We start from the raw sequence: 18,912 nt of genomic DNA, 5'->3' as shown, positions 1-18,912 counted from the left end.
GAGGAGGGCTTTGTGCTTGGGGGTTTGCCCCCGTCAGATATCGAGGTTCTTCACGTTCAGCGCATTCACCTCGATGAAGCGCCTCCGCTCGTCGACCTGCTCACCCATCAGAATCGCGAAGAGCCGCGCGGCCTCGGTCTCGTCGTCGATCTTCACCTGGCGCAGCGTGCGGACGTCCGGGTTCATCGTCGTTTCCCAGAGCTCCTCCGCGTTCATCTCGCCGAGACCCTTGTAGCGGCCGAGCGTGATGCCCTTCTTGCCGCGCTCCTCGAGGTATTCGATGAGCGCCTCGCTCGTCTCGAGCTTCGACTCGCTGCCGCCCTTCGACACGGCGGTCCAGGGCGCCGGGCCCGCGGTCTCCACGAGCATACGCTCGATGTCGAGCGCGTCCTTGTACTCGGGCAAACCGAGGAGCTGCCAATCGATCACGGCCACGCGGCTCGAAGCGCCCGGCCGCGGGGTCACCGTGATGCGATGCGCGCCGTGCTCCGAGTCGAGCGACGAGACGACCTTGAACGGCATCATGTCGGGATAACGGCGCTCGAGGTACGCCTTGAGCTTTTCCCGCGCCGACTCGACCTTCGCCTCGTCGCGCAGATCCTCCTGCCCCAAACCCGTCGCGCGGATGAGCGAGGCCACCATGCGCGCATCGCACCGTTTGTCGAGGTTGCCGAGGACAATCTTGAATTGCTTGAGCCGCTTCGCGAGGTTCGGCAGCACCGCGGACGGCACCGGCGGGCGGCCCTCCGACGACAGGATGAGGTCCTCGACCGCATTGCTGCCGAGGTACTCGTCGAGCGCCGCCTGATCCTTCAGGTAGATGTCCTTCTTGCCCTTGCGCACGCGATAAAGCGGCGGCTGCGCAATGTAGAGGTGACCCTGCTCGATCACCTCGCGCATCTGCCGGAAGAAGAACGTGAGCAGCAACGTGCGAATGTGCGACCCGTCGACGTCGGCGTCGGTCATCAGGATGATCTTGTGGTACTTGAGCTTGTTCAGCTCGATCCCATCGTCATCCTTGTCCTCGCCCTCGCCGCGCGTCGTGCGCACGCCGCTGATGCCGCAGCCGAGCGCCGTGATGATCGTGCCGACCTCGGCCGAGCTCAGCATGCGGTCGAGTCGCGCGCGCTCGACGTTCAGGATCTTGCCACGGAGCGGCAGGATCGCCTGGAAATGGCGGTCGCGCCCCATCTTGGCGCTGCCGCCGGCGCTGTCGCCCTCGACGATGTAAACCTCGCTCTTCTCGGGATCCTTCGACTGGCAATCGGCGAGTTTGCCCGAGAGCGAGGTGATGTCGAGCGAGCCCTTGCGGATGACCTCACGCGCCTTGCGCGCCGCTTCACGCGCCCGCGCCGCGAGCACCGCTTTCTCGATGATCTTCTTCGCGCCCTGCGGGTGCTCCTCGAAATACTGGCCGAGCTTGTCGGTCACGGCGCGCTCGACGATGCCCTTCACCTCGCTCGACACGAGCTTCGACTTCGTCTGCGAGTCGAACGACGGGTCGGGGTGCTTGACGCTGAGCACGCAGGTCAGGCCCTCGCGGATGTCCTCGCCCGCGAGCTCCTGCTTGAGCTCCTTGAACAGGTTTTGCGCCTTGCCGTACTGATTGATCGTCTTCGTCAGCGCCGAGCGCATGCCGGCGAGGTGCGTGCCGCCGTCCTTGTTGTGGACGTTGTTGGTGTAGCAATAGATCTGCTCGGTATACGAGCCGCTCCACTGCATCGCGACCTCGACCGTGATGGGCGGCGTGGGCTTCGAGCCACCGTTGCCCGCCGCCTCGGCCTGGCCCTCGACCACGAACGCGATGACGTCGTCGTGAATCGCCTCCTGCGCCTGGTTCAGGAGCGCGACGAACTCGGCGATGCCGCCCTTGTAGTGGAATGTCTCGCTACGGCCGGTCGGACGCTGGTCTTCGAGGTTGATGATCAGGCCGGCGTTCAAGAACGCGAGCTCGCGCAGGCGATTGGCGAGGATGTTGTAATTGAACTCCGTCACCGAGAAGATCTGCACGTCCGGCTTGAACGACACCTTCGTGCCCGTCCGGTCCGTCTCGCCGAGGGCCTTCAAAGGCTTGCGCGGCACGCCACGCTCGTACTCCTGGTACCAGACCTTGCCCTCGCGCTTGATCTCGAGCTTCAACCACTCAGAGACGGCGTTCACCGCCGAGACGCCCACGCCGTGCAGGCCCGCGCTGACCTTGTAACTCGCGTTGTCGAACTTGCCGCCCGCGTGGAGCACGGTCATCACGACCTCGGCCGCACTCACGCCCCTCGCGTGCATGCCGACCGGAATGCCGCGGCCGTTGTCCTCCACGGATATCGATCCGTCGAAGTGCACGGTCACGCGAATCTCGGTGCAGTGCCCCGCGAGGTGCTCGTCGACCGCGTTGTCCACGGCCTCCCAGACGAGGTGGTGCAGCCCCGAGCCGTCGTGCACGTCACCGATGTACATTCCCGGGCGCTTGCGCACGGCTTCGAGGCCTTCGAGCGCCGTGATGCTGTTGGCGTCGTAAGCCTGGCCCGCGGTCGTCTTGGATTCGGTTTGCTGGATGCTCGTCGGTTCGGTCGTCATCGGTCTCGTGCTTTCGGCTCCCGAGCGTCTGGCCGATCGGTTCGTTCCGACCCGCACGTCTGCGCGGATCGAGAGGTTCCTCGGGCCGAGCGCGGACGCCTTGATGTCACGCGCGCGGGGGCCGTTTGGAGTCGCGGAAATCTAGCCTTTTTGTGCCTCTTGGGCAAGCTCGGCGGGGCCCTTTTCGTGAGGAAATCACGCCCGATTGGTGCCCGTTTCGCGCGCTCGTGGTCGAGGCGCTCCGAAACGGCCGGAGGTCAGCCCGCGCCCTCGTCGAGCTCGCCCCGAAACACGCGGAAGTCACGCCGTCCCTCGGCCGATATGTCCTCGGCGCGGATGAGCTCGGGGCGCGTGGTCGTCAGGAAAATCTGACCGCGATGGAGCGCGAGGAATGAAAAGAGCGCGCCCGTGCGCTCCGGATCGAGCTCGCTCGAAACGTCGTCGAGCAAGAGCAAGGGCTCGATGCCCCGCTCTTTGGCGATCGTCGCCGTCTCGGCCGCCTTGAGAGCGAGCGTGAGCGCGCGATGTTGTCCCTGCGACGCGACCACGCGCGCCGGATGCCCATCCAGCAAGAGCTCGAGCTCGTCGCGATGCGGGCCGAACCCCGCCGACGCGCGGAACGCATCACGCTTTCGGCCCCGCGCAAGCTCGCCGCGCGCGGTCTCCACGTCGGCCGAGCCTCCCGGCGCATATCGCGCTTCGAGGCGGAGGTCGGGCGCGGCGATCTGCGCGAACGCACTCCCGAGCTCGACCACGAGCGCTTCGGCCGCGGCTGCGCGCGCCCGCGTGAGGGCCGCGCCATGCTCGGCGCAGAGCTCCTCGAACGCATCGAGCTCACGTGTATCGCTCGAAGGTATGTCCGCGCCGCGCCGCAGGAGCTCCTGCCGTGCTTTGAGCGCATGTGCATACCGCGCGCGCGCATCTGCGCTCTCGGGCCGTGTGAAGAGCGCGAGCCGGTCGAGCAGCGTGCGCCGTCCCTGCGCCGGTCCACTCGACAGCGTGAGCTCCTCGGGATGAAACACCACGACGGGCGAGCGCGTCGCGTACTCGACGAGCGCGCGCGGCCGATTGCCGTCGATGCGCACGGTCACGCTCTTGCCCTGCACCGCGGCCGTCTGCTCGCGCGACAGCGCCGGCAGCGCGCCGCCGCGCTCGACGAAACGCGCCTTCACGCTCGCCGCCTGCTCGCCGTGCCGCACGAGCTCGCCCACGCGTGCCGTTCGAAAGCTCTTCGAAGTCGCGGCGAAGTAAATCGCCTCGAGCACGCTCGTCTTGCCGTGCCCGTTGTTGCCCCACACGACGTTGAGCCGCGGCGCGGGCTCCATGTCCACCCGCGAGAGGACGCGAAGGCCGCGCACGGTGAGCCGTTCGAGCTCGAGGCGATTCATCGAGATTCACCCCTCTCCCGGCGGGAGAGGGGTTCGGGTGAGGGTGTATCGGAGACGGGGCGCGGCGAGGGTACGCACGTGCGCCCCATGTAGCGACCGCGTTTCAAATCCGCATCGGCATGATGACCGAGACATAGCTCTCCGCCGCCGACTCCGTCGCGGGACGGATGACCGCAGGGTCGAGCTCGCCCGACACGCCGAGGACGACCTCGTCGTCGTTGATGGCCGCGAGCACGTCGAGGAAGTACTTCGCGTTGAAGCCGATCGTCACCTCGGGCCCATCGTAGTCGATCGGCACCTCGTCGAAGCCGTTGCCGCTCTCGGGGCTCTCGCTCGTGATGCGCAGCGCGCGCGACGTCACCGTGAGCTTCACGCCGCCCGTGCGGTCGCTCGCGGCGAGCGAGACGGCGCGCAGGGCCTCGGCGAGCTGGGCGCGCGGCGCGCGGATGCTCCGGTCGCTCACGTTCGGGATGACCTGCTGGTAGGGCGGGAACTGCGCGTCGACGAGCTTCACCGAGAAGGTCATGCCACCGACGCCGAAAAACGCGTTCGGCCCGCTCTGCGTGATGTGCACCGTGGGCGTCTCCTTGTCGACGCCGCTCGTGAGCCTGCGCAGCTCGTGGATGGCCTTGAGCGGGATGAGCATCGTCGCCGTCGCGCTCGTTCCCTCCAGCGTGACCTCCATCTTGGACAGCCGGTGACCGTCGGTCGTGACCATGCGGACGCGGTGGCCGGCCCACTCGAAGAGCGCGCTGTTCACGTGCGCGCGCGTCTCGTCGGTCGAGATGCTGAAGTGCGTGCGCTCGATGAGCCGCGAGAGGAGCTCCACGGGTAGCTCCAGCGAGGGCGCGTCGGGCGCGGGCTTCGGCAGCTGGGGGAACTCGCTGCCGGGCATGCCGTGCAGCGTGTAGCGGCGCGGCGAGCCGACGGCCTTGATGACGGTCTGCGCGCCCTCGCGCGCGGTCACCTGGATGGGCCCGTCGGGCATGGCCTTCACGCGGTCGAGCAGGTCCTTCGCCGGAACGGCCACGGAGCCTGCGCTCACGATTTCGGCCGCCGTCTGACCACTCACCGCGAGGTAGAGGTCGGTCGCGGAAACGCGCAGCGCGTTCCCGTCGGCGGCGAGCAGCACGTTGGCGAGCACCGGCATGGCGCTCTTCTTGTCGGCGACGCCCTGGCAGCGGTCGACGAGGCGCAGCAGATCTTTCTTCGCGATGACGAGGTCCATGGCCCTTCAACTCCGCCGCGGCGGGAAAGCAGCGGGTCGGTCCCTCTTAGCAGGGTTATCGGCGGGGCGAAGGTCGAAAAGATGACCGAGGCAAACGTGACCAAGCTCACCGGTTCCCCTCCGATCTAGGGAAGATCTTTAGATCTAGATCAGGTCGTCATCGTAGAGCCTGTGGACGATGGGGAAAACTCTGGATCGACCTATGATTTCGATGACTTACGGAGCCACCCCCCTGTGGATGAATCGGGGCAACCCCGGGGTCGGGTCGGGGAGAGCTCGACGGGGGGACGGCCGAGCCCGGTTCTCTCCCCAAGGCAGACCCTGGGATCACCGGAAGTTATCCCCAGCTTGCCCCCGTTCGGCTGTGGGCGCCGCGGACTGACCAGACGAGCACCTGCGTACCGATGCGTACCGAGTGCGTCACGGGCTCGCCCGCGCTCGTGAGCTTGCGCCGTGGGAACGAAAACGCGATCGCCGAGCGATTTTGCAGTGGCCGCGCGCGACGGAATGGCCGAACGTAGGGCTCTCGCGATGGGCGAACTCCGCTGCCGCCACTGCGGCATCCGGCATGACGAACGGCTCGTGATTTGCCCGGCGACGGGGCTCGCCATCGGGCCAGGGTCGAGTCTGCCGTCGCGCCCGGCGATGCACACGCCGCGTTCGTTCATCCCGCCCGCGCCGAGCATTCCACGACCCATGGGCATCCCGTCGCCCCGCGTGCCCGCCCTCGCGCCCGCCGCGAACGCTCGCCCGGCACAGCCCGGCGCCGCCCCGAACCGCGACGGCCCTTCCTCGCAGAGCTCGCACAGGCTCGCGCGGCGTGACCTCGTGGGCCACGTCATCGGCGACAAGTACCGCGTGAAGGCGCTGCTCGGCGAGGGCGGCATGGGCGCGGTGTACGAGGCCGAGCACCTGGCCATCGGCCGCATCGTCGCGGTGAAGGTGCTGCACCCGAAGCACGCGCAGCAGGCCGACTCGGTCGCGCGGCTGAAGCACGAGGCGCGTATCGCCGGTTCGATCGGTCACCCGAACATCTGCGAGATTTACGACCTCGGTCGCCTCGAGGACGGCACGCCCTACCTCGTGATGGAGCGGCTCATCGGCGAGACGCTCGACCAGCGCATCAAGCGCGACGGCGCGCTTCCCGAACGCGACGTCGCGGACGTGATGCACCAGGTGCTCTCCGCGCTCACGGCCGCGCACGCAAAAGCCATCATCCATCGCGACCTCAAGCCCGAGAACGTTTTTCTCGTCCGCAAGGCGGGCGTACCGCCCATCGCCAAGCTCCTCGACTTCGGCATCTCCAAGACGATCGACGAGGACACGTCCATCGACCTCACGATGCCCGGCATCGTCATGGGCACGCCGTACTACATGGCGCCCGAGCAGGCGCGCGGCGATCGCGGGCTCGACCACCGCGTCGATCTCTGGGCCGCGGGCGTGATCCTCTACGAAGCGCTCTCGGGCCGCCGCCCGTTCGTCGCACGAAACTACAACGCGCTGCTCGTACAGATCCTCACCTCGAAGCACCGCTCGCTCTCCGAGGTGCGTCCGAACATCACGCGTGGGCTCGAGCGCGTCGTCGACAAGGCGCTCGCCAAGATGCGCGAGGACCGCTACCAGAACGCCCCCGAGTTCCAGGACGGCCTGCGACGCGCCCTCGAGCCCGAGGCGCCGCCGCCGTCACGCCGCGCGCCGCTGCCGCCGGCGAAGATGTCGTTCGCGGAGGACGACGACGAGACGATGGTGCTCTCGTTCTCGCGCAAGGACCTCGGCCTGCCCATCGCGCCGCCGCGCTCGTCGAAGCAGGGCACCGGCAACGCGGGTCCGCCGTCGACCCGCTTCGGCCCGCCCACGACCGTCACCGCGCCGCACGCAGGCGCGCCATCCTTGCCCGCGCCGCTGCCGCCTCCCTTGCCGCTGCCGCCGCCGTCGCACCCCGCGCAGCAGCAAGCGGCCCAGGCATCCGCCTCCTCGGGCCCGCCGTCGACCATGCCGGCCGGGCAGCTTGCGAGCATGGGCGTGGGCAGCGGTCGCCAGGCGTGGCTGCCGCCTCCGCCCGCGCCGCTGCCGCCGCCTTCGGCGCCGCCGCCCCCGGCGTCCGTGCCCATCCCGGTCCACGCGGCCGCGCCTTTGCCGCCGCCTCCGCCGCGCCCCGTCCCGCCGGCGCGCCCCGTGACCGACGACGACGACGACGAGCGCACACTCGTCGACCGGCCCTCGTTCTCCGACGAGCGACCGACGCTCGTGCGCCCGTTCCCGGCGCCGCCGGTGCCCGAGAAGGGGTCGTGAGCCGCGTCGGATGAGCCGAACGCCACGCCTTACACGCATCGTCGGCAAGGGCCTCATCAAGGCCTACGGCCCCACCGTGGCCTTGCGCGGCGTCAGCCTCACGATCGAGCTAGGCAGGCTGCTCGTCGTCGAGGGCGCGAACGGCTCGGGCAAGTCCACGTTGCTGGGCATCCTCGGCACGGTGATCAAGCCGACCGCGGGCACGGTCGTGTACGAGCCGCTCGGCGATGACCTGCTCGCGGTGCGTGCCGAGATTGGCTGGGTCTCGCACGAGACGATGGCGTACCCGGACCTGTCGGGTCGGAAGAACGTGGAGCTCGCGGCGCGGCTCGTGGGGCTCGACGCGGCGGAGGCGTGGGCGCGGGCTTCGTCGCGCTTCGAGCTTGGCGCGTTCGCGGAGCGGCCGGTCCGGACGTACTCGCGCGGACAGCGGCAACGCATCGCGCTCGCGCGGGCGCTCACGCACGAGCCTTCGCTGGTCCTGCTCGACGAGCCGACGACCGGCCTCGACAAGGCGGGCGTGACGCGGCTGCTCGCCGTGGTCGACGAGGAGGTCGCGCGCGGCGCGGCCGTGGTCGTGGTCTCGCACGAGCCGGAGCTCTTTCGCGAGCGGGCCGGCGCGCGCCTCGTGCTCGACCGGGGCCGGGTGGTCGATAGCGTTACCGGTTGAGTATCGCCGAAAAACCACACAATGGATCGTTGCCGCGAATGGGCGGTGACGATGAACGCGAATTCGGATTCGCGCGAAAGAGGCGGTCGACCTCGGTGTGTCGAATTTCCGTCAGCCGGTATTTTCTTTTCTTTTGGGATTCGATTCGATAAAGATCGATCGTAGCGTGTTCGAACTCGAAAATGGTTTGAACCGGGGGAGCACGAGGGCGCGCCTCGTTGCGGCGCTGGCCGCGCTCTGCTTTCTCGGAATCGGGACGGGCGCCGGGGCGCAGACGAAAACGTCCGCCTCGGACGCGGCGCCGACCGAGATCACGGGGACGGTGCTCGCCCTCGAAGAGGAAGGCGAGGAGCTGATCCTGGACCTCGGCTCGACCCAAGGAGCGACGGAGGGGGCGACGGTCGAGATCTGGCGCCCGCTGAAGCTCAAACACCCCGTGACGGGCAAGGTGATCTCCGACCGATTCCGGATCGGGACCCTCGAGCTCGGGCAAGTGCGGCCCTCGATGTCGATCGCCACGGCAACCGGCACGCTCACGCGGACCCCCGAAAAGGGCGACCTCGTGATCCTGCGCAAAGCCCCGGCCCCCGGCAAACCCGAGCCCACAAAGCCCGACGCCTCCACGACCACGGAGGCGAAGGAGATGCCCGCCGGCGACGCCGATCCCGAGGCGATCGTGATCGCCACGATGTTCGACAAGCTCAAAGGCGCCGACCTCGTCACGCGCATCAAGGCCTACGAGGATTACGTCCGGGAGAAACCGAACGGTCGTTATGCACGCGTGCTCTATGAAGAGGCCGCGTCGCTGCGCCGGCTGATCGAAGCCGATGGCAAACCCGGGTCGAAGGCGGCGCCCGCAAAAGGGCAGACCACGCGGACCGAGCCTTCACTCGTGAGTTTTTCTCGACCAACGGCAGCGGTCGAAGGCACGCCGCTCGAGCTCGCGGTGGAGCTCGACGACCTGGCCACGGGCGCGATCCTGCACGTGCGGACGAAGGGGAAACAGACGTACACGCCGTTCGTGATGACGAGCGCTGGCCCCGGCTACTGGGCCGCGACCGTGCCCGGCGACCGCCTCGTGCCCGCGGAAATCGAGTACTTCATCGAGGCGACCATGGCGAGCGGCGCCGCAAAAGCCGTCGTCGGCCTGCCGAGCGCCCCCGAGCGGATCCAGATCCAGGATGCACCCAAGATCGCGAAACCTGAGAAACGTATCGCGTCGGCGATGGTGCTCACGGACTTCGCCGACTACAACGGGCTCAAGGGCAACGATCGCGTCTGGCAAACGGAAGGCACGTTCGGGCTCCGTTACGGCGACACCGGCGTGCGCGCGCTGCGCACCGGGTTCGGCGTCTACCGCGGCGTCGGCGGCTCGCTCAACGATCTCGATACGCTCGGGCTCTCGGGTCGCCCCGTCGGATTGACCTACGGCTACCTCGAAACGGAGGTCGGCTTCCACCGGCTGTTCGGCGTGATCGGCAGGATGGCGATCGGGCTGCTCGACGACGGCATCTCGGGCGGCGGACAGATCCTCTTCCGCATCGGCAACGACCGCGAGACGAACCTGGTGCTCGGCGGCGAGCTGCTCGGCGGCGTCGGTCTACGCGGCTTCACCCAGCTCGAGCTGAACACCTTCAAGCGCGTGCCCATCCTCGTCCGGACCGAGGTGACGAACCAGCCAGCCGGATCGAGCAGCTACAGGTCGCCGACCGAAAACGGAGAGCCCACGCAGTCCCAGGAGGAAGGCGAGGTCGGCGCACGCGGGATCATTCAGGTGGGCTACCGGCTCACGCCCGGGTTCGTCGTCGCGGCGCGCGTGTCGTTCCAGGGCCGAACCATCAACCATGCAGGGCCGGGCTTCGGCGGAGCAGTGGGGTACGAATGGTGACGCGAACCTTCGTGAAGACCCTGGCCACGTTCGCCGCGGTCGCGCTGTCCTTCGCGGCGCGTGACGCCGAGGCGCAAAAGGCCGAGGACATCCCGCCGGGCGAGACGCCGAAGCCCACGACGCCGCGCGTCCATCACGCACCGATCGCCAGCGCGGAGCCTGGCACGAAGCTCGTGCTGGAGGCGTCGTTCGAACACGCGGAGCTCATCCGGAACGTGCTGGCCGTCTACCAGACGTCGCTCGGCGAGATGAAGGCCGTGCCATTCCAGCGGGGCGGCGAGAGGGGCTACATCGCGGTCATCCCGGGCGAGGCGCTCAAGGCGCCGGGGATCGGCTACACGATCGAGGTCGAGCAGACGAACGGGACGCGGTTCTCGGCATTCGCGTCACGGCAGAAGCTCCACCCGGTCAGCGTGATCGAGGACCGGACCGATGCGAAGGAGCGAGCCGCGCTGAGTCGGCTCGGCGGACGTCGTTCGGTCGTCGGGGTGGCGGGCGAGTACGTGGGCTTCGGGACCACGACGGGCACGATACCGATACCATGCGCGGCGGGTCAGGCGACCTGCCAGCCAGGTGAGGAGGTCGTGCCGTCGGTCGACGAGCAGTACTACCGGGTGGAGGCGAGCTACACGTACCGGCCGCTGCGCACGGTGTCGGAGTTCGGCTTCCGGCTGGGACTCGTGCGCGGCTGGTCGCTCGTGCCGCTCTCCGAGTACAACGAGGAGCGGTACAAGGTCGGCCTGAACTTCGGCGCGGCGCGTATCCGCTTCCGGGTGCTCGACCTCTGGCACCTGGAGACGGAGCTCCAGACGAGCGTCACGGAGATCGGCTTCTCGGTCGGCCTCGGGGCGTCGACGTTGATCGGCGACCCGTACGGCTCGAAGCTCATCCTCGGGTTCGAGTCGCTCGGCCTCGGAGACAGCGCGCCGTTCGGGAATCGGTTCTACAGCCGGCTCGATCTGGTCGCGGGCGACCGCGTGCTCGTGTCGCCGATCGTCGAGGTGACGGACATGCCGAACGCGGAGACATACGGCGTGCGTCTGATCGGCGAGGTGGGCATCGCGCTCGGGCGCGGGTTCTCGGTGCAGCTCCGAGGGGGCTACCAGGCGCGAAGGTCGACGTCGGGTGGACCCGGGTTCGGCGGGAGCGTCCTCTACGCCTTCTGATTCTGGCCCTCGAGGGCGAGCGTCGAGAGCACCCACTTCGCCGCCGCCCTCGTCTCCTCCGCCGTCGTCTCGGCCCGGGGGAACACGACCAGCCTCGGAACGATCTTCAACTCCACGAGCTCCTCCGCATTCGTCCCGGTGGACGCATCCGGCACCGCGGGCGGCTGAAGCACGAGGAGCGGCGCCGGCAGGTCCGCGGCCATCGTGCGCAGCGCATGCAGCGTGACCGCGACATCGTGGAGCACGCCGAGCCGATCCGAAGCGACAAGCAACAAGTGATCGGGTCGCAGCACGCGTGCGAGGTCCAGGTTGACGAGCCCCGGCCCGAGCGGAGACAGGAGCGCCCCCGCCGTCTCGATGACCAGCACCTCCGCGCACGCATGCGCATCAACCCACTCGGCCACGCGACCCAGATCGATGCGCATCCCCAGGCGACGCGCGGCCAGGTGCGGCGAGACCGGATCCGGCAGCGCGTAGGGAAGGGGATGTTTCACGTGAAACGTGCTGAACGCCGCGAGCGCGGAGGCGTCGGTCGCGATCGTGGACGAAGGCTCGGACGGGACGCCGGACTCGATGGGCTTGAGGCCTGCGACCGAGACGCGAGCCGATGCAAGAGCAGCGACGAGGGCGACCCCCGCGTGGGTCTTCCCGACGCCGGTGCCCGTTCCAATGACGACAATGCGGCTCATGGCTTCCAGCCCTCCGCGAAGGCAGTGACGATCCGAGTGAGGTCCGCGTCGGTGAGGCGCGCGTGCGCGGTGACGCGAAGGCGCGAGGTGCCCGGCGGGACCGTCGGGGGGCGAATGGCCTGGACGAGGACCCCACGCTCGCGAAGGCGAAGCGAGATGCGAACGGCCTCCTCCGGGGGACCCACGAAGCAAGGGAGGATGGGCCCATGCGAGGGGAGGAGCGCATCACCGATGATGGAGGCGAGTCCGGCGCGTAGGCGGTCGATGATGTGGTCGAGCCGAGCGCGCGCCTCGTCATCGGCAGCGACGCGGAGGACCCGATGCCGGATGGCGGCCGCGAGGGCGGGGCTGATGCCCGTGGAGAAGACGAAGCTACGGGCACGATTCCAGAGCCAGGTGCGGAGGACCATCGGTCCGACCACGAACGCACCCTGAAGCCCGAGCGCCTTTCCGAGAGCCCCCACGAGGACGTCCGGCCGAACGCCCGCCCGCGCCGCAAGTCCTCGACCCTCGGGACCGAGCGTCCCGACCGCGTGGGCCTCGTCCACGACGAGCGCGGCATCCCATCGGTCACAGGCAGCCCGGAGCCGAACGAGGTCGGGCGAGTCGCCATCCATGCTGAAGTACGACTCGGTGACGAGCCATCGCCGCGGCGCACCCTGCGCCCGCTCGAGCGCAGCCTCGGCGGCAGCCGCATCCCGATGGGGAACGACAACGACCTTGGCCCCGGAGAGGCGGCAGCCATCGATGATGGAGGCGTGGTTCAACGCATCCGAGACGATGACGTCCCCCGGCCGGGCAAGAGCCGAGATGGTCCCGACATTGGCCGCGTACCCGGACGAGAACAGGAGCGCGGACTCGAACCCGAGCCAGGTGGCGATCGTCTGCTCGGCGAGCGCATGCTCGGCATGATGCCCGCTGACGAGGCGTGAAGCGCCAGCGCCGGAGGGAGCCTCGGCGGGCGCAGGCCAGGGGTCGGTTCCGTATCCGAGGTAATCGTTCGAGCAGAGGACGAGGCATCCCGACGGCGGCGGCGCGCTCGGCTTGCGAAGCAGTCCAGCCTGTTCGAGCGTCGCAATCTCCGCCGCGAGATGGCGAAGGGCGCCAAGCTCGGTCATCGGTCGTCCTCGTCGGATGCGTCCGCGCCGGGCTCGATGGCGCCGAGCGCAGCGTCGACGCGTTCAAGCATGCGGCCGAAGGCAATGCGGGTGCGAGCCATCTGGTCGTTATGGCGTGCGCGCTCTTCTTCGAGGTCGTGCGCGAGGGCGAGGGCCGCGAGGAGGAGAGCCTGGGGGTTGACCATGCGGCCGGGACCGGCGACCTGCGTGAGCTTCTCCTCAACCATGAGGGTGAGGCGGTGGAGCTCGTCGTCGGACGCGGAGGTGACGACCCGATATGTCTGGCCGCCAATGCGAAGCTGGACCTGACGGCCACCCATGGCGAGGGGACGGTACCATGCGGGGAACCAGGATGCGAGGCGGGGAGGGAGGGTCGGAGGTGGTGGCCACCCAGAGGGGCACTTGGGGTTGTTCTGGTTGGATTTGGACGGGTGGGGTTCTTTGCGGGGTGGCGCCCGCACGTCTCGCTCGGGTGGGTGCATCCGGAGGCGGGGTGGCCCCTGGCACTGGACCGCCTCGCGAGGCTCGGAGGTGGGTGTACCTCGCTCGGTTCTCTTTCGTGCCCCTCCGGGTGGCCACCACCTCCGACCCTCCCTCCCAACGCTGATCGCTTGGGGGGTGGGGGGGATGTTTCACGTGAAACGTGGGGGTTGCTTGACGGCGTAGGGGAGGGTGGGTGATGGGAAGAAGATGGAAAGCAGGCGGGCGTGCTTGCGGCGGTCTGGGTTGGCTGGGCGGGCGTTCGTGGGCGGGGCGGTGCTCGCGGGATGCCTGTCGTTCGGGGTGGAGGCGCGGGCCGAGCCGCAAGGGACGGTCGGGTTGACGATCGGCGCGGCCGGGCGAGGGCTCGATCGAAAGATCTGGGACCAGACGGTCTTTCACCTGGGGCTGCGGGGGGACGTGTTGTTCGGTCGGAGCAAGGTGACCGACTTCGGCGTGGGACCCTATGCCGAGGTGATGACACACGCCTTCGACGAGGTGCAGTTCGGGGCCGGGGTGTCGACGCTGTTCCCCGTGCTGCAGGCGTTACCCCTCGTGGTGTCGGTGGGCGGGTACGGTCGGTACGCGCCGATGCAGGGGCTCGAACCGGGGGTCGCGGGCGCGCTGTTCTGGGGGACCCGCAGCTACAACTTCCACGCCTCGTACGTGATCGCGGCCGGGTTGCTGGCGCAGTTCCGGTACGGGCTCGGGCCTTCGCGGGAGACGTCGATCGTGGTCGGCGCGCAGCTCGACCTCGTGGCGTTGAGCTTGCCGTTCCAGATCCTCTACAACGCGATTCGGGGAGGCTCGAAGGATACGAGACCCGTGCGGTGACGGGTCTCGAGGGGATGTTTCACGTGAAACATTGGGGGCGGTGCGCCCTCACAGAGACGGGGTGTCGCAAACCGGGTCCAGGCCCCTGCAAAGTCGACAGTCCACCGCGTTGTCGATCCCGGGGCGGCAAAAGCCGGACGGTGCGTCGGCCGGGTTGAAGCAGTCTCGCTCGGGCGTGGACAGGTCGTCAGCCTCCGGCGGGAAAAACACGAGGCAGCCGCGGCACACGTCGATCGGGAACTGCCATTCGCCCGTCGCGACTTCCTCCCCGCCCAGCGTCCGCCCTCGGATGATGACGTTGGCGAGGACCTCGACGGGCGTGCCGCTCCCCCCGCTCGCTCCAAGCGCTGCCGCCGAGGTGCCCGAGTCGACCAGGACGACGTTGGCGAATCCAAGCCCCGGCTCGGCCCCCGTGGACGGGTCCACGAACCCGGTGGCCGGCGCCGTGAATGCGCCGAGCTCATTGCCCGCAGCGTCGAAGGTGTGCACATCGGCGCTCTCGAACTGGACCCGAGAGGTCTCCGTGCGAAGCGTCGCCGCGTTGCCGCGCCGGACGAGCTGATTGCCCACGAGGAGCGCGGCGTTGTATTCGGAGGCGAACGCCACGTCGAGGGTGCCACGCAAGAGGGTCGGAGCCGTGGTCTCAGCGACGACCCCGCAGGTGTCGGTGTCGAACACGAGCGCGCCACGGACGAAGAGGCTGCTGCGGTTCTCCGCGCACCCCGCACCGAGCAAACCGCCGAGCGCCAGTAGCGCGGCCACACCGCCAATATGCCTTCGCTGGATCTTCATGGTGGAGGAGCCTCCCTCGACGCCTGAGGTCAACCGTCAGTGTATCGAGAAAGCCGCCGGGCCGGCAAAGATCCGCAGGGTTCAGACGGAAACGCTCTGCATCCCCGCATGAAGGAGGCGCCCCAACGCTTCGAGCGAGAGGAGCTCGATGCGAGGTCGCCCAAGGCCTTCGAGGAGGACGACCCGAATCCCCGAAGCCGTGCGCTTCTTGTCGAGCGAGGCCAGGCGGAGCGCCTCGTCGAGCGGCTCACGCGTGAGGTCCGTGGGCAAGCCGAGGTCGACGAGGAGGCGCTCGACACGCGTCGCTGCCTCAGCGTCGGTGACACCAAGGGCACGGCCGACGCGGAGGATGGCAATCATGCCGAGCGCGACGGCCTCGCCATGGGTGAGGCGGGTATACGCGCCGGCCGCCTCGAGGCCGTGTCCGATGGTGTGGCCGAAGTTGAGGAGGACGCGGTCGCCGGACTCGCGCTCGTCCCGGATGACGATCGCGGTCTTCACACGGACCGCGCCGAGGACCATCTGCCGAACGAGGTCGAGGTCCCGGGCGAGGACGCGCTCGCGCTCCCGGCCGACGAGCTCGAAGAGGGAGGTGTCGGCAATGGCGGCCGCCTTGACGACCTCGGCCAGGCCGGAGACGTAAGCCCGGGTGGACTCGGTCTGAACGCGCGCCGGGTCGATGAGGACAGCCGAGGGCTGGTGGAAGGTGCCGACGGCATTCTTGGCGACCCCGAGGTCGACGCCGGTCTTTCCACCCACGGCCGCATCGACCATCGAGAGCAAGGTCGTGGGCATCGCGACCCACCGGACGCCCCGAAGGAGGAGGGACGCGGCTAACCCGGCGACATCGGAGACGACGCCGCCACCGAGAGCGACGACGAGGCATTCGCGGTCAGCGCCGGACTCGACGAGGGCGGCGAGGATGCGCTCGACCGCCGGCATCTGCTTGTGGGTTTCGCCGGGCGGAAGGACGACGGTGGCCGGGACACGGAGGCCGGTCGTGCGGAGGGCGTCAAGGACCGGGTCGAGGGCGATGGGCGCGACGTTCTCATCGGTGACGACGAAGACGGCGGAAGGCGCGAGGGAACGAGCGACCTCGGCGAGGGTGCGCGGGGCGTCGTGGGTGAGGCGAACCGGGTAGGAACGGGTGCCGAGCGGGACGACGAGGGTGGGGTCGAGCCAGGCTTGGAGGACGGCGTCGGTGATGTCGGCGGGCGAGCGATCGTCGGTCCGGATGTGGGCATGGGCCTCGGCGTAGACGGGCGCGCGGGAGGCGAGGAGGCTGCGGAGGCGCGCGAGGCGGTCGGGAGTTTCGTCGAGGAGGGGTCGACCGGGGCCGGCGGTGCGCGCGGCGAGGGTGTCGGGTCGAGCCGTGAGGGTGACGACGTGCGCGTGGGCAAGGGCAAACGCGCGGAGCTCGGGGTCGAGGAGGGTGCCGCCGCCGAGGGCGATGACGCGCGGCTCGGGGGAAGCGAGGAGGCCGCGGAGGGTGGCCGCCTCGAGGGCGCGGAAGGCCGGTTCGCCGTCGGGCTCCGCGAAGAGGGCCGGGACAGAGCGGCCCGTGTTCTGGGTGATGACGGCGTCGAGGTCGAGGAAGGGGACCGCAGCTTGGGCGGCGACGAGGGGGCCGATGGTGGATTTACCAGAGCCCATGAGTCCGCTGAGGAGGAGGGGACGCTGGGGGCGCGGCTGGGTGAGCGGAAGCGGAGGCATGGGGACTACGATTCGATGGGGGAAGCGATTTGTCGAGGTGGAGTGTGTGCGCAGGCGCAGGCGGAGGGGGCGCTGGGCGGCGTGAGGTCGGGGGGGCTGGGGGACCCGAACTCGCGAGCCACGCCGGTCGAATTGGGAGGGGGTCGAGGTTTCGGCAAGACTCGGGAGGGGATGGATGTCGCCTCCCGGCTAGGTCACGTGGGTGACGGGAAGGGTGTGATGTAGAACGCGTTGAGGTTCGGACGGTCCCCCCTACGACCGAAGGTGATACGCGTTGAGGTTCCGATGGTCCCTCCCACGACCGAAAGTGATACGCGTTGAGGTTCGGACGGTCCCCCCTACGACCGAAGGTGATACGCGTTGAGGTTCCGATGGTCCCTCCCACGACCGAAAGTGATACGCGTTGAGGTTCGGACGGTCCCCCCTACGACCGAAGGTGAAGCGCGTTGAGGTTCCGATGGTCCCTCCCACGGCCGGATAGGACGGGCCAGGTGCCGCGGGCATCGGAGCCCGTGAACCGGTCAGCTGAATCCGTTGTCGTAGCGAGGCCCCTCGAGGAAGCGGGCCGCCGGCGGATTCGTCCATCGCGCGACGCGCGCGGCGTGCTCCTCGGCCGTGAGGGGCGTGAGCGGAGGGAGTGGCACGAGGGGCGAGCCGGCGTGTAGCCGCACCGAGGGCCTCCGCGCGATGAGCCGCTGCCCCGCTTCGGGGAGCCAGACGGTCGCGGGCTCGACGACGCGGACCTCGACGAGGTTCGGGAAGCGCTCGGTGGATTCGAGCGCCGCCCAGGCCGCGGGGTCCTTGTCGTCGCTCATGCAGATGGAGACGTAGGGCACCGGCCGGTCGATGGCGCGGATGAGCGCGGGCGTCGCCTGCAGCTGGCGCACGGGCGGGAGCAGCTCGACAGGGCCGGAGAAGATCACGCTCTCGACGGTGGACCAGGCAGGGTGGCCGACGAGGGGATCGCCGGGCGCAGCATTCCACTCCACCGCGACCGGAAGGCCTTGGTGGAAGGTACGCGCGCGGCGGAAGGGGTGGTGCACACGCTCGTCGTCGAGGAGCTGCTCGTGACGCTTGAGCTTTCGGTGGGTGAGCTTCTCGGCGCAATCGAGGGTGATGAACTCGCCGCGAGGGTCGCCGAGGGCGGTCAGCTCTTTCGCGCAGGCGAGGCGAACATCGAGGTCCGCCGGATGGGCCCACAGGCGCGCCAGGATGGCGTCGAGAGAATTGGCGTCCGCGCTGGGCGGGGGCGGCTTCGGAACGACGGGGGGCGCCCGGTCCGTCACGCTGGAGGGCCAGCCGCAGAGCGCGTCTGGGTTGCCGACGTCGAGCTTCCGGTCGTCTTCGTCGAAGTCGAGGCCGTCGCAGGGGTCGAAGATCGACTCGGCGCGCGTGGCGAGGCGAGCGGAGTAGCCCTTTGCAGCGAACGCGTCGAACCAGCCGATACAAGCGATGAGCTCGGCCCGGGTGGACTCGAAGCGGTGGGTGTTGAAGACGAGCACGCCGAGACCGCGGGGAGCGCAAGCCTTCTCGACGGCGGCGAGGAACGAGCGCAGCACGGCGTCGAGCTCCGGCGTGATGTGGGGCTTCAGCGCCTCGAGCCGTTCGAGGGCGCGGGCGGCGGCCGCGGACGCGGGGCGGCGGAGGAGCGAGTAGGTGCTGCCATCGTGCTGCGAGCGCACGGAGGCGAAGTCCGCGGCGTCGAAGAAGAGAAACCAAGCGGGCGGGAGGAGGCCCTTGGTCCTGAAGAGCCCGGTGCCGCCCGAGGCCGGGTCGAAGTTTTCGGAGTCGTAGCACTCGAGGAACGCGGTGACGCCCATCACCCCCCCTAACAGGGAGGTCTGGTTCTGTAAATCTCCGACATGAGGGCTCTTGGGAGGCGGGTTGACAGGCACCGGCGCGTGGGGCAGCGTGCCACCGCCGGAGGGCTGAGCATTGGTCTCTTCTTGGGGCCGCCGCGCCGGGGCGCTGCCCCGGGCCCCGCGGGGGCTGTTCGCCCCTCGACCCGAACCAGGGCAAGCCCTGGACCTCAGGGGGAAGAACTGCGCGATGCGCAGTTCTTCCCACAGGCCGGTGGCAAGAC

14 protein-coding genes are annotated in these 18,912 nt (G+C 69.0%); 5 read left to right on the top strand and 9 right to left on the bottom strand.

Annotation, left to right across the window (positions count from 1 at the left end):
• Positions 1-33: 33 nt before the first annotated feature.
• The 3 genes from gyrB to dnaN all read right to left on the bottom strand — a co-directional run bounded on the left by gyrB (position 34) and on the right by dnaN (position 5,187).
• Positions 34-2,571 carry a DNA topoisomerase (ATP-hydrolyzing) subunit B gene (gene gyrB, locus KEG57_RS05025; RefSeq protein WP_272458209.1) on the bottom strand — a complete coding sequence of 846 codons (2,538 nt, stop codon included), beginning with the start codon at positions 2,569-2,571 and terminating at the stop codon, positions 34-36.
• Between the two features lie 257 nt (positions 2,572-2,828).
• Positions 2,829-3,959 (bottom strand): DNA replication/repair protein RecF, encoded by a 1,131-nt coding sequence (gene recF / locus KEG57_RS05020; RefSeq protein WP_272458208.1) that lies wholly within the window; start codon positions 3,957-3,959, stop codon positions 2,829-2,831.
• Between the two features lie 103 nt (positions 3,960-4,062).
• Positions 4,063-5,187: a DNA polymerase III subunit beta gene (gene dnaN, locus KEG57_RS05015; RefSeq protein WP_272416899.1), complete on the bottom strand. Its 1,125-nt coding sequence runs from the start codon at positions 5,185-5,187 to the stop codon at positions 4,063-4,065.
• 531 nt (positions 5,188-5,718) lie between these two features.
• On the opposite strand from dnaN, the gene KEG57_RS05010 reads away from it, so the two are divergent.
• The 4 genes from KEG57_RS05010 to KEG57_RS04995 all read left to right on the top strand — a co-directional run bounded on the left by KEG57_RS05010 (position 5,719) and on the right by KEG57_RS04995 (position 11,203).
• A complete protein-coding gene (locus KEG57_RS05010) occupies positions 5,719-7,479 on the top strand; it encodes a serine/threonine-protein kinase (protein WP_272416898.1) in 1,761 nt (586 codons plus the stop codon).
• A 10-nt stretch (positions 7,480-7,489) separates the two neighbouring features.
• Positions 7,490-8,149, top strand: coding sequence for an ATP-binding cassette domain-containing protein (locus KEG57_RS05005; protein ID WP_272416897.1), 660 nt, complete (start codon positions 7,490-7,492; stop codon positions 8,147-8,149).
• A gap of 166 nt (positions 8,150-8,315) precedes the next feature.
• Positions 8,316-10,037 (top strand): hypothetical protein, encoded by a 1,722-nt coding sequence (locus KEG57_RS05000; RefSeq protein WP_272458207.1) that lies wholly within the window; start codon positions 8,316-8,318, stop codon positions 10,035-10,037.
• Complete coding sequence (locus KEG57_RS04995; RefSeq protein WP_272458206.1) at positions 10,031-11,203, top strand: hypothetical protein; 1,173 nt, start codon at positions 10,031-10,033, stop codon at positions 11,201-11,203. Before KEG57_RS05000 ends, KEG57_RS04995 begins: the two co-directional genes overlap by 7 nt.
• On the opposite strand, the gene bioD is transcribed toward KEG57_RS04995, so the two are convergent.
• Genes bioD through zapA form a run of 3 tightly spaced genes read right to left on the bottom strand, consistent with a single transcriptional unit; the run spans position 11,191 to position 13,330 of the window.
• On the bottom strand, positions 11,191-11,892 hold the full coding sequence (gene bioD, locus KEG57_RS04990) for an ATP-dependent dethiobiotin synthetase BioD (RefSeq protein WP_272416894.1): 702 nt from the start codon (positions 11,890-11,892) through the stop codon (positions 11,191-11,193). The genes KEG57_RS04995 and bioD overlap by 13 nt on opposite strands.
• Positions 11,889-13,010 carry an aminotransferase class I/II-fold pyridoxal phosphate-dependent enzyme gene (locus KEG57_RS04985; RefSeq protein WP_272416893.1) on the bottom strand — a complete coding sequence of 374 codons (1,122 nt, stop codon included), beginning with the start codon at positions 13,008-13,010 and terminating at the stop codon, positions 11,889-11,891. The genes bioD and KEG57_RS04985 overlap by 4 nt, the downstream gene beginning before the upstream one ends.
• Positions 13,007-13,330, bottom strand: a complete 324-nt coding sequence (gene zapA / locus KEG57_RS04980) for a cell division protein ZapA (protein ID WP_272416892.1) — start codon at positions 13,328-13,330, stop codon at positions 13,007-13,009. The genes KEG57_RS04985 and zapA overlap by 4 nt, the downstream gene beginning before the upstream one ends.
• A gap of 406 nt (positions 13,331-13,736) precedes the next feature.
• Between zapA and KEG57_RS04975 the strand changes: the two genes are divergently transcribed.
• Positions 13,737-14,324 (top strand): hypothetical protein, encoded by a 588-nt coding sequence (locus KEG57_RS04975; protein ID WP_272458205.1) that lies wholly within the window; start codon positions 13,737-13,739, stop codon positions 14,322-14,324.
• Positions 14,325-14,372: 48 nt separating this feature from the next.
• Here the strand turns inward: KEG57_RS04975 and KEG57_RS04970 are convergent, their stop codons facing one another.
• The 3 genes from KEG57_RS04970 to KEG57_RS04960 form a co-directional block, all read right to left on the bottom strand.
• Positions 14,373-15,116, bottom strand: a complete 744-nt coding sequence (locus tag KEG57_RS04970) for a hypothetical protein (RefSeq protein ID WP_272458204.1) — start codon at positions 15,114-15,116, stop codon at positions 14,373-14,375.
• 81 nt (positions 15,117-15,197) lie between these two features.
• Positions 15,198-16,769 carry a 3-dehydroquinate synthase gene (aroB, locus tag KEG57_RS04965; protein WP_272416889.1) on the bottom strand — a complete coding sequence of 524 codons (1,572 nt, stop codon included), beginning with the start codon at positions 16,767-16,769 and terminating at the stop codon, positions 15,198-15,200.
• A 581-nt stretch (positions 16,770-17,350) separates the two neighbouring features.
• Entirely contained in the window at positions 17,351-18,649 is a 1,299-nt protein-coding gene (locus KEG57_RS04960; protein ID WP_272416888.1) for a hypothetical protein, read from the bottom strand.
• Between the last annotated feature and the right edge of the window lie 263 nt (positions 18,650-18,912).

The organism is Polyangium jinanense (assembly GCF_028435365.1).
The sequence above is the reverse complement of the archived record's forward strand: the minus strand, read 5'-3'. Positions and strand labels throughout refer to the sequence as shown.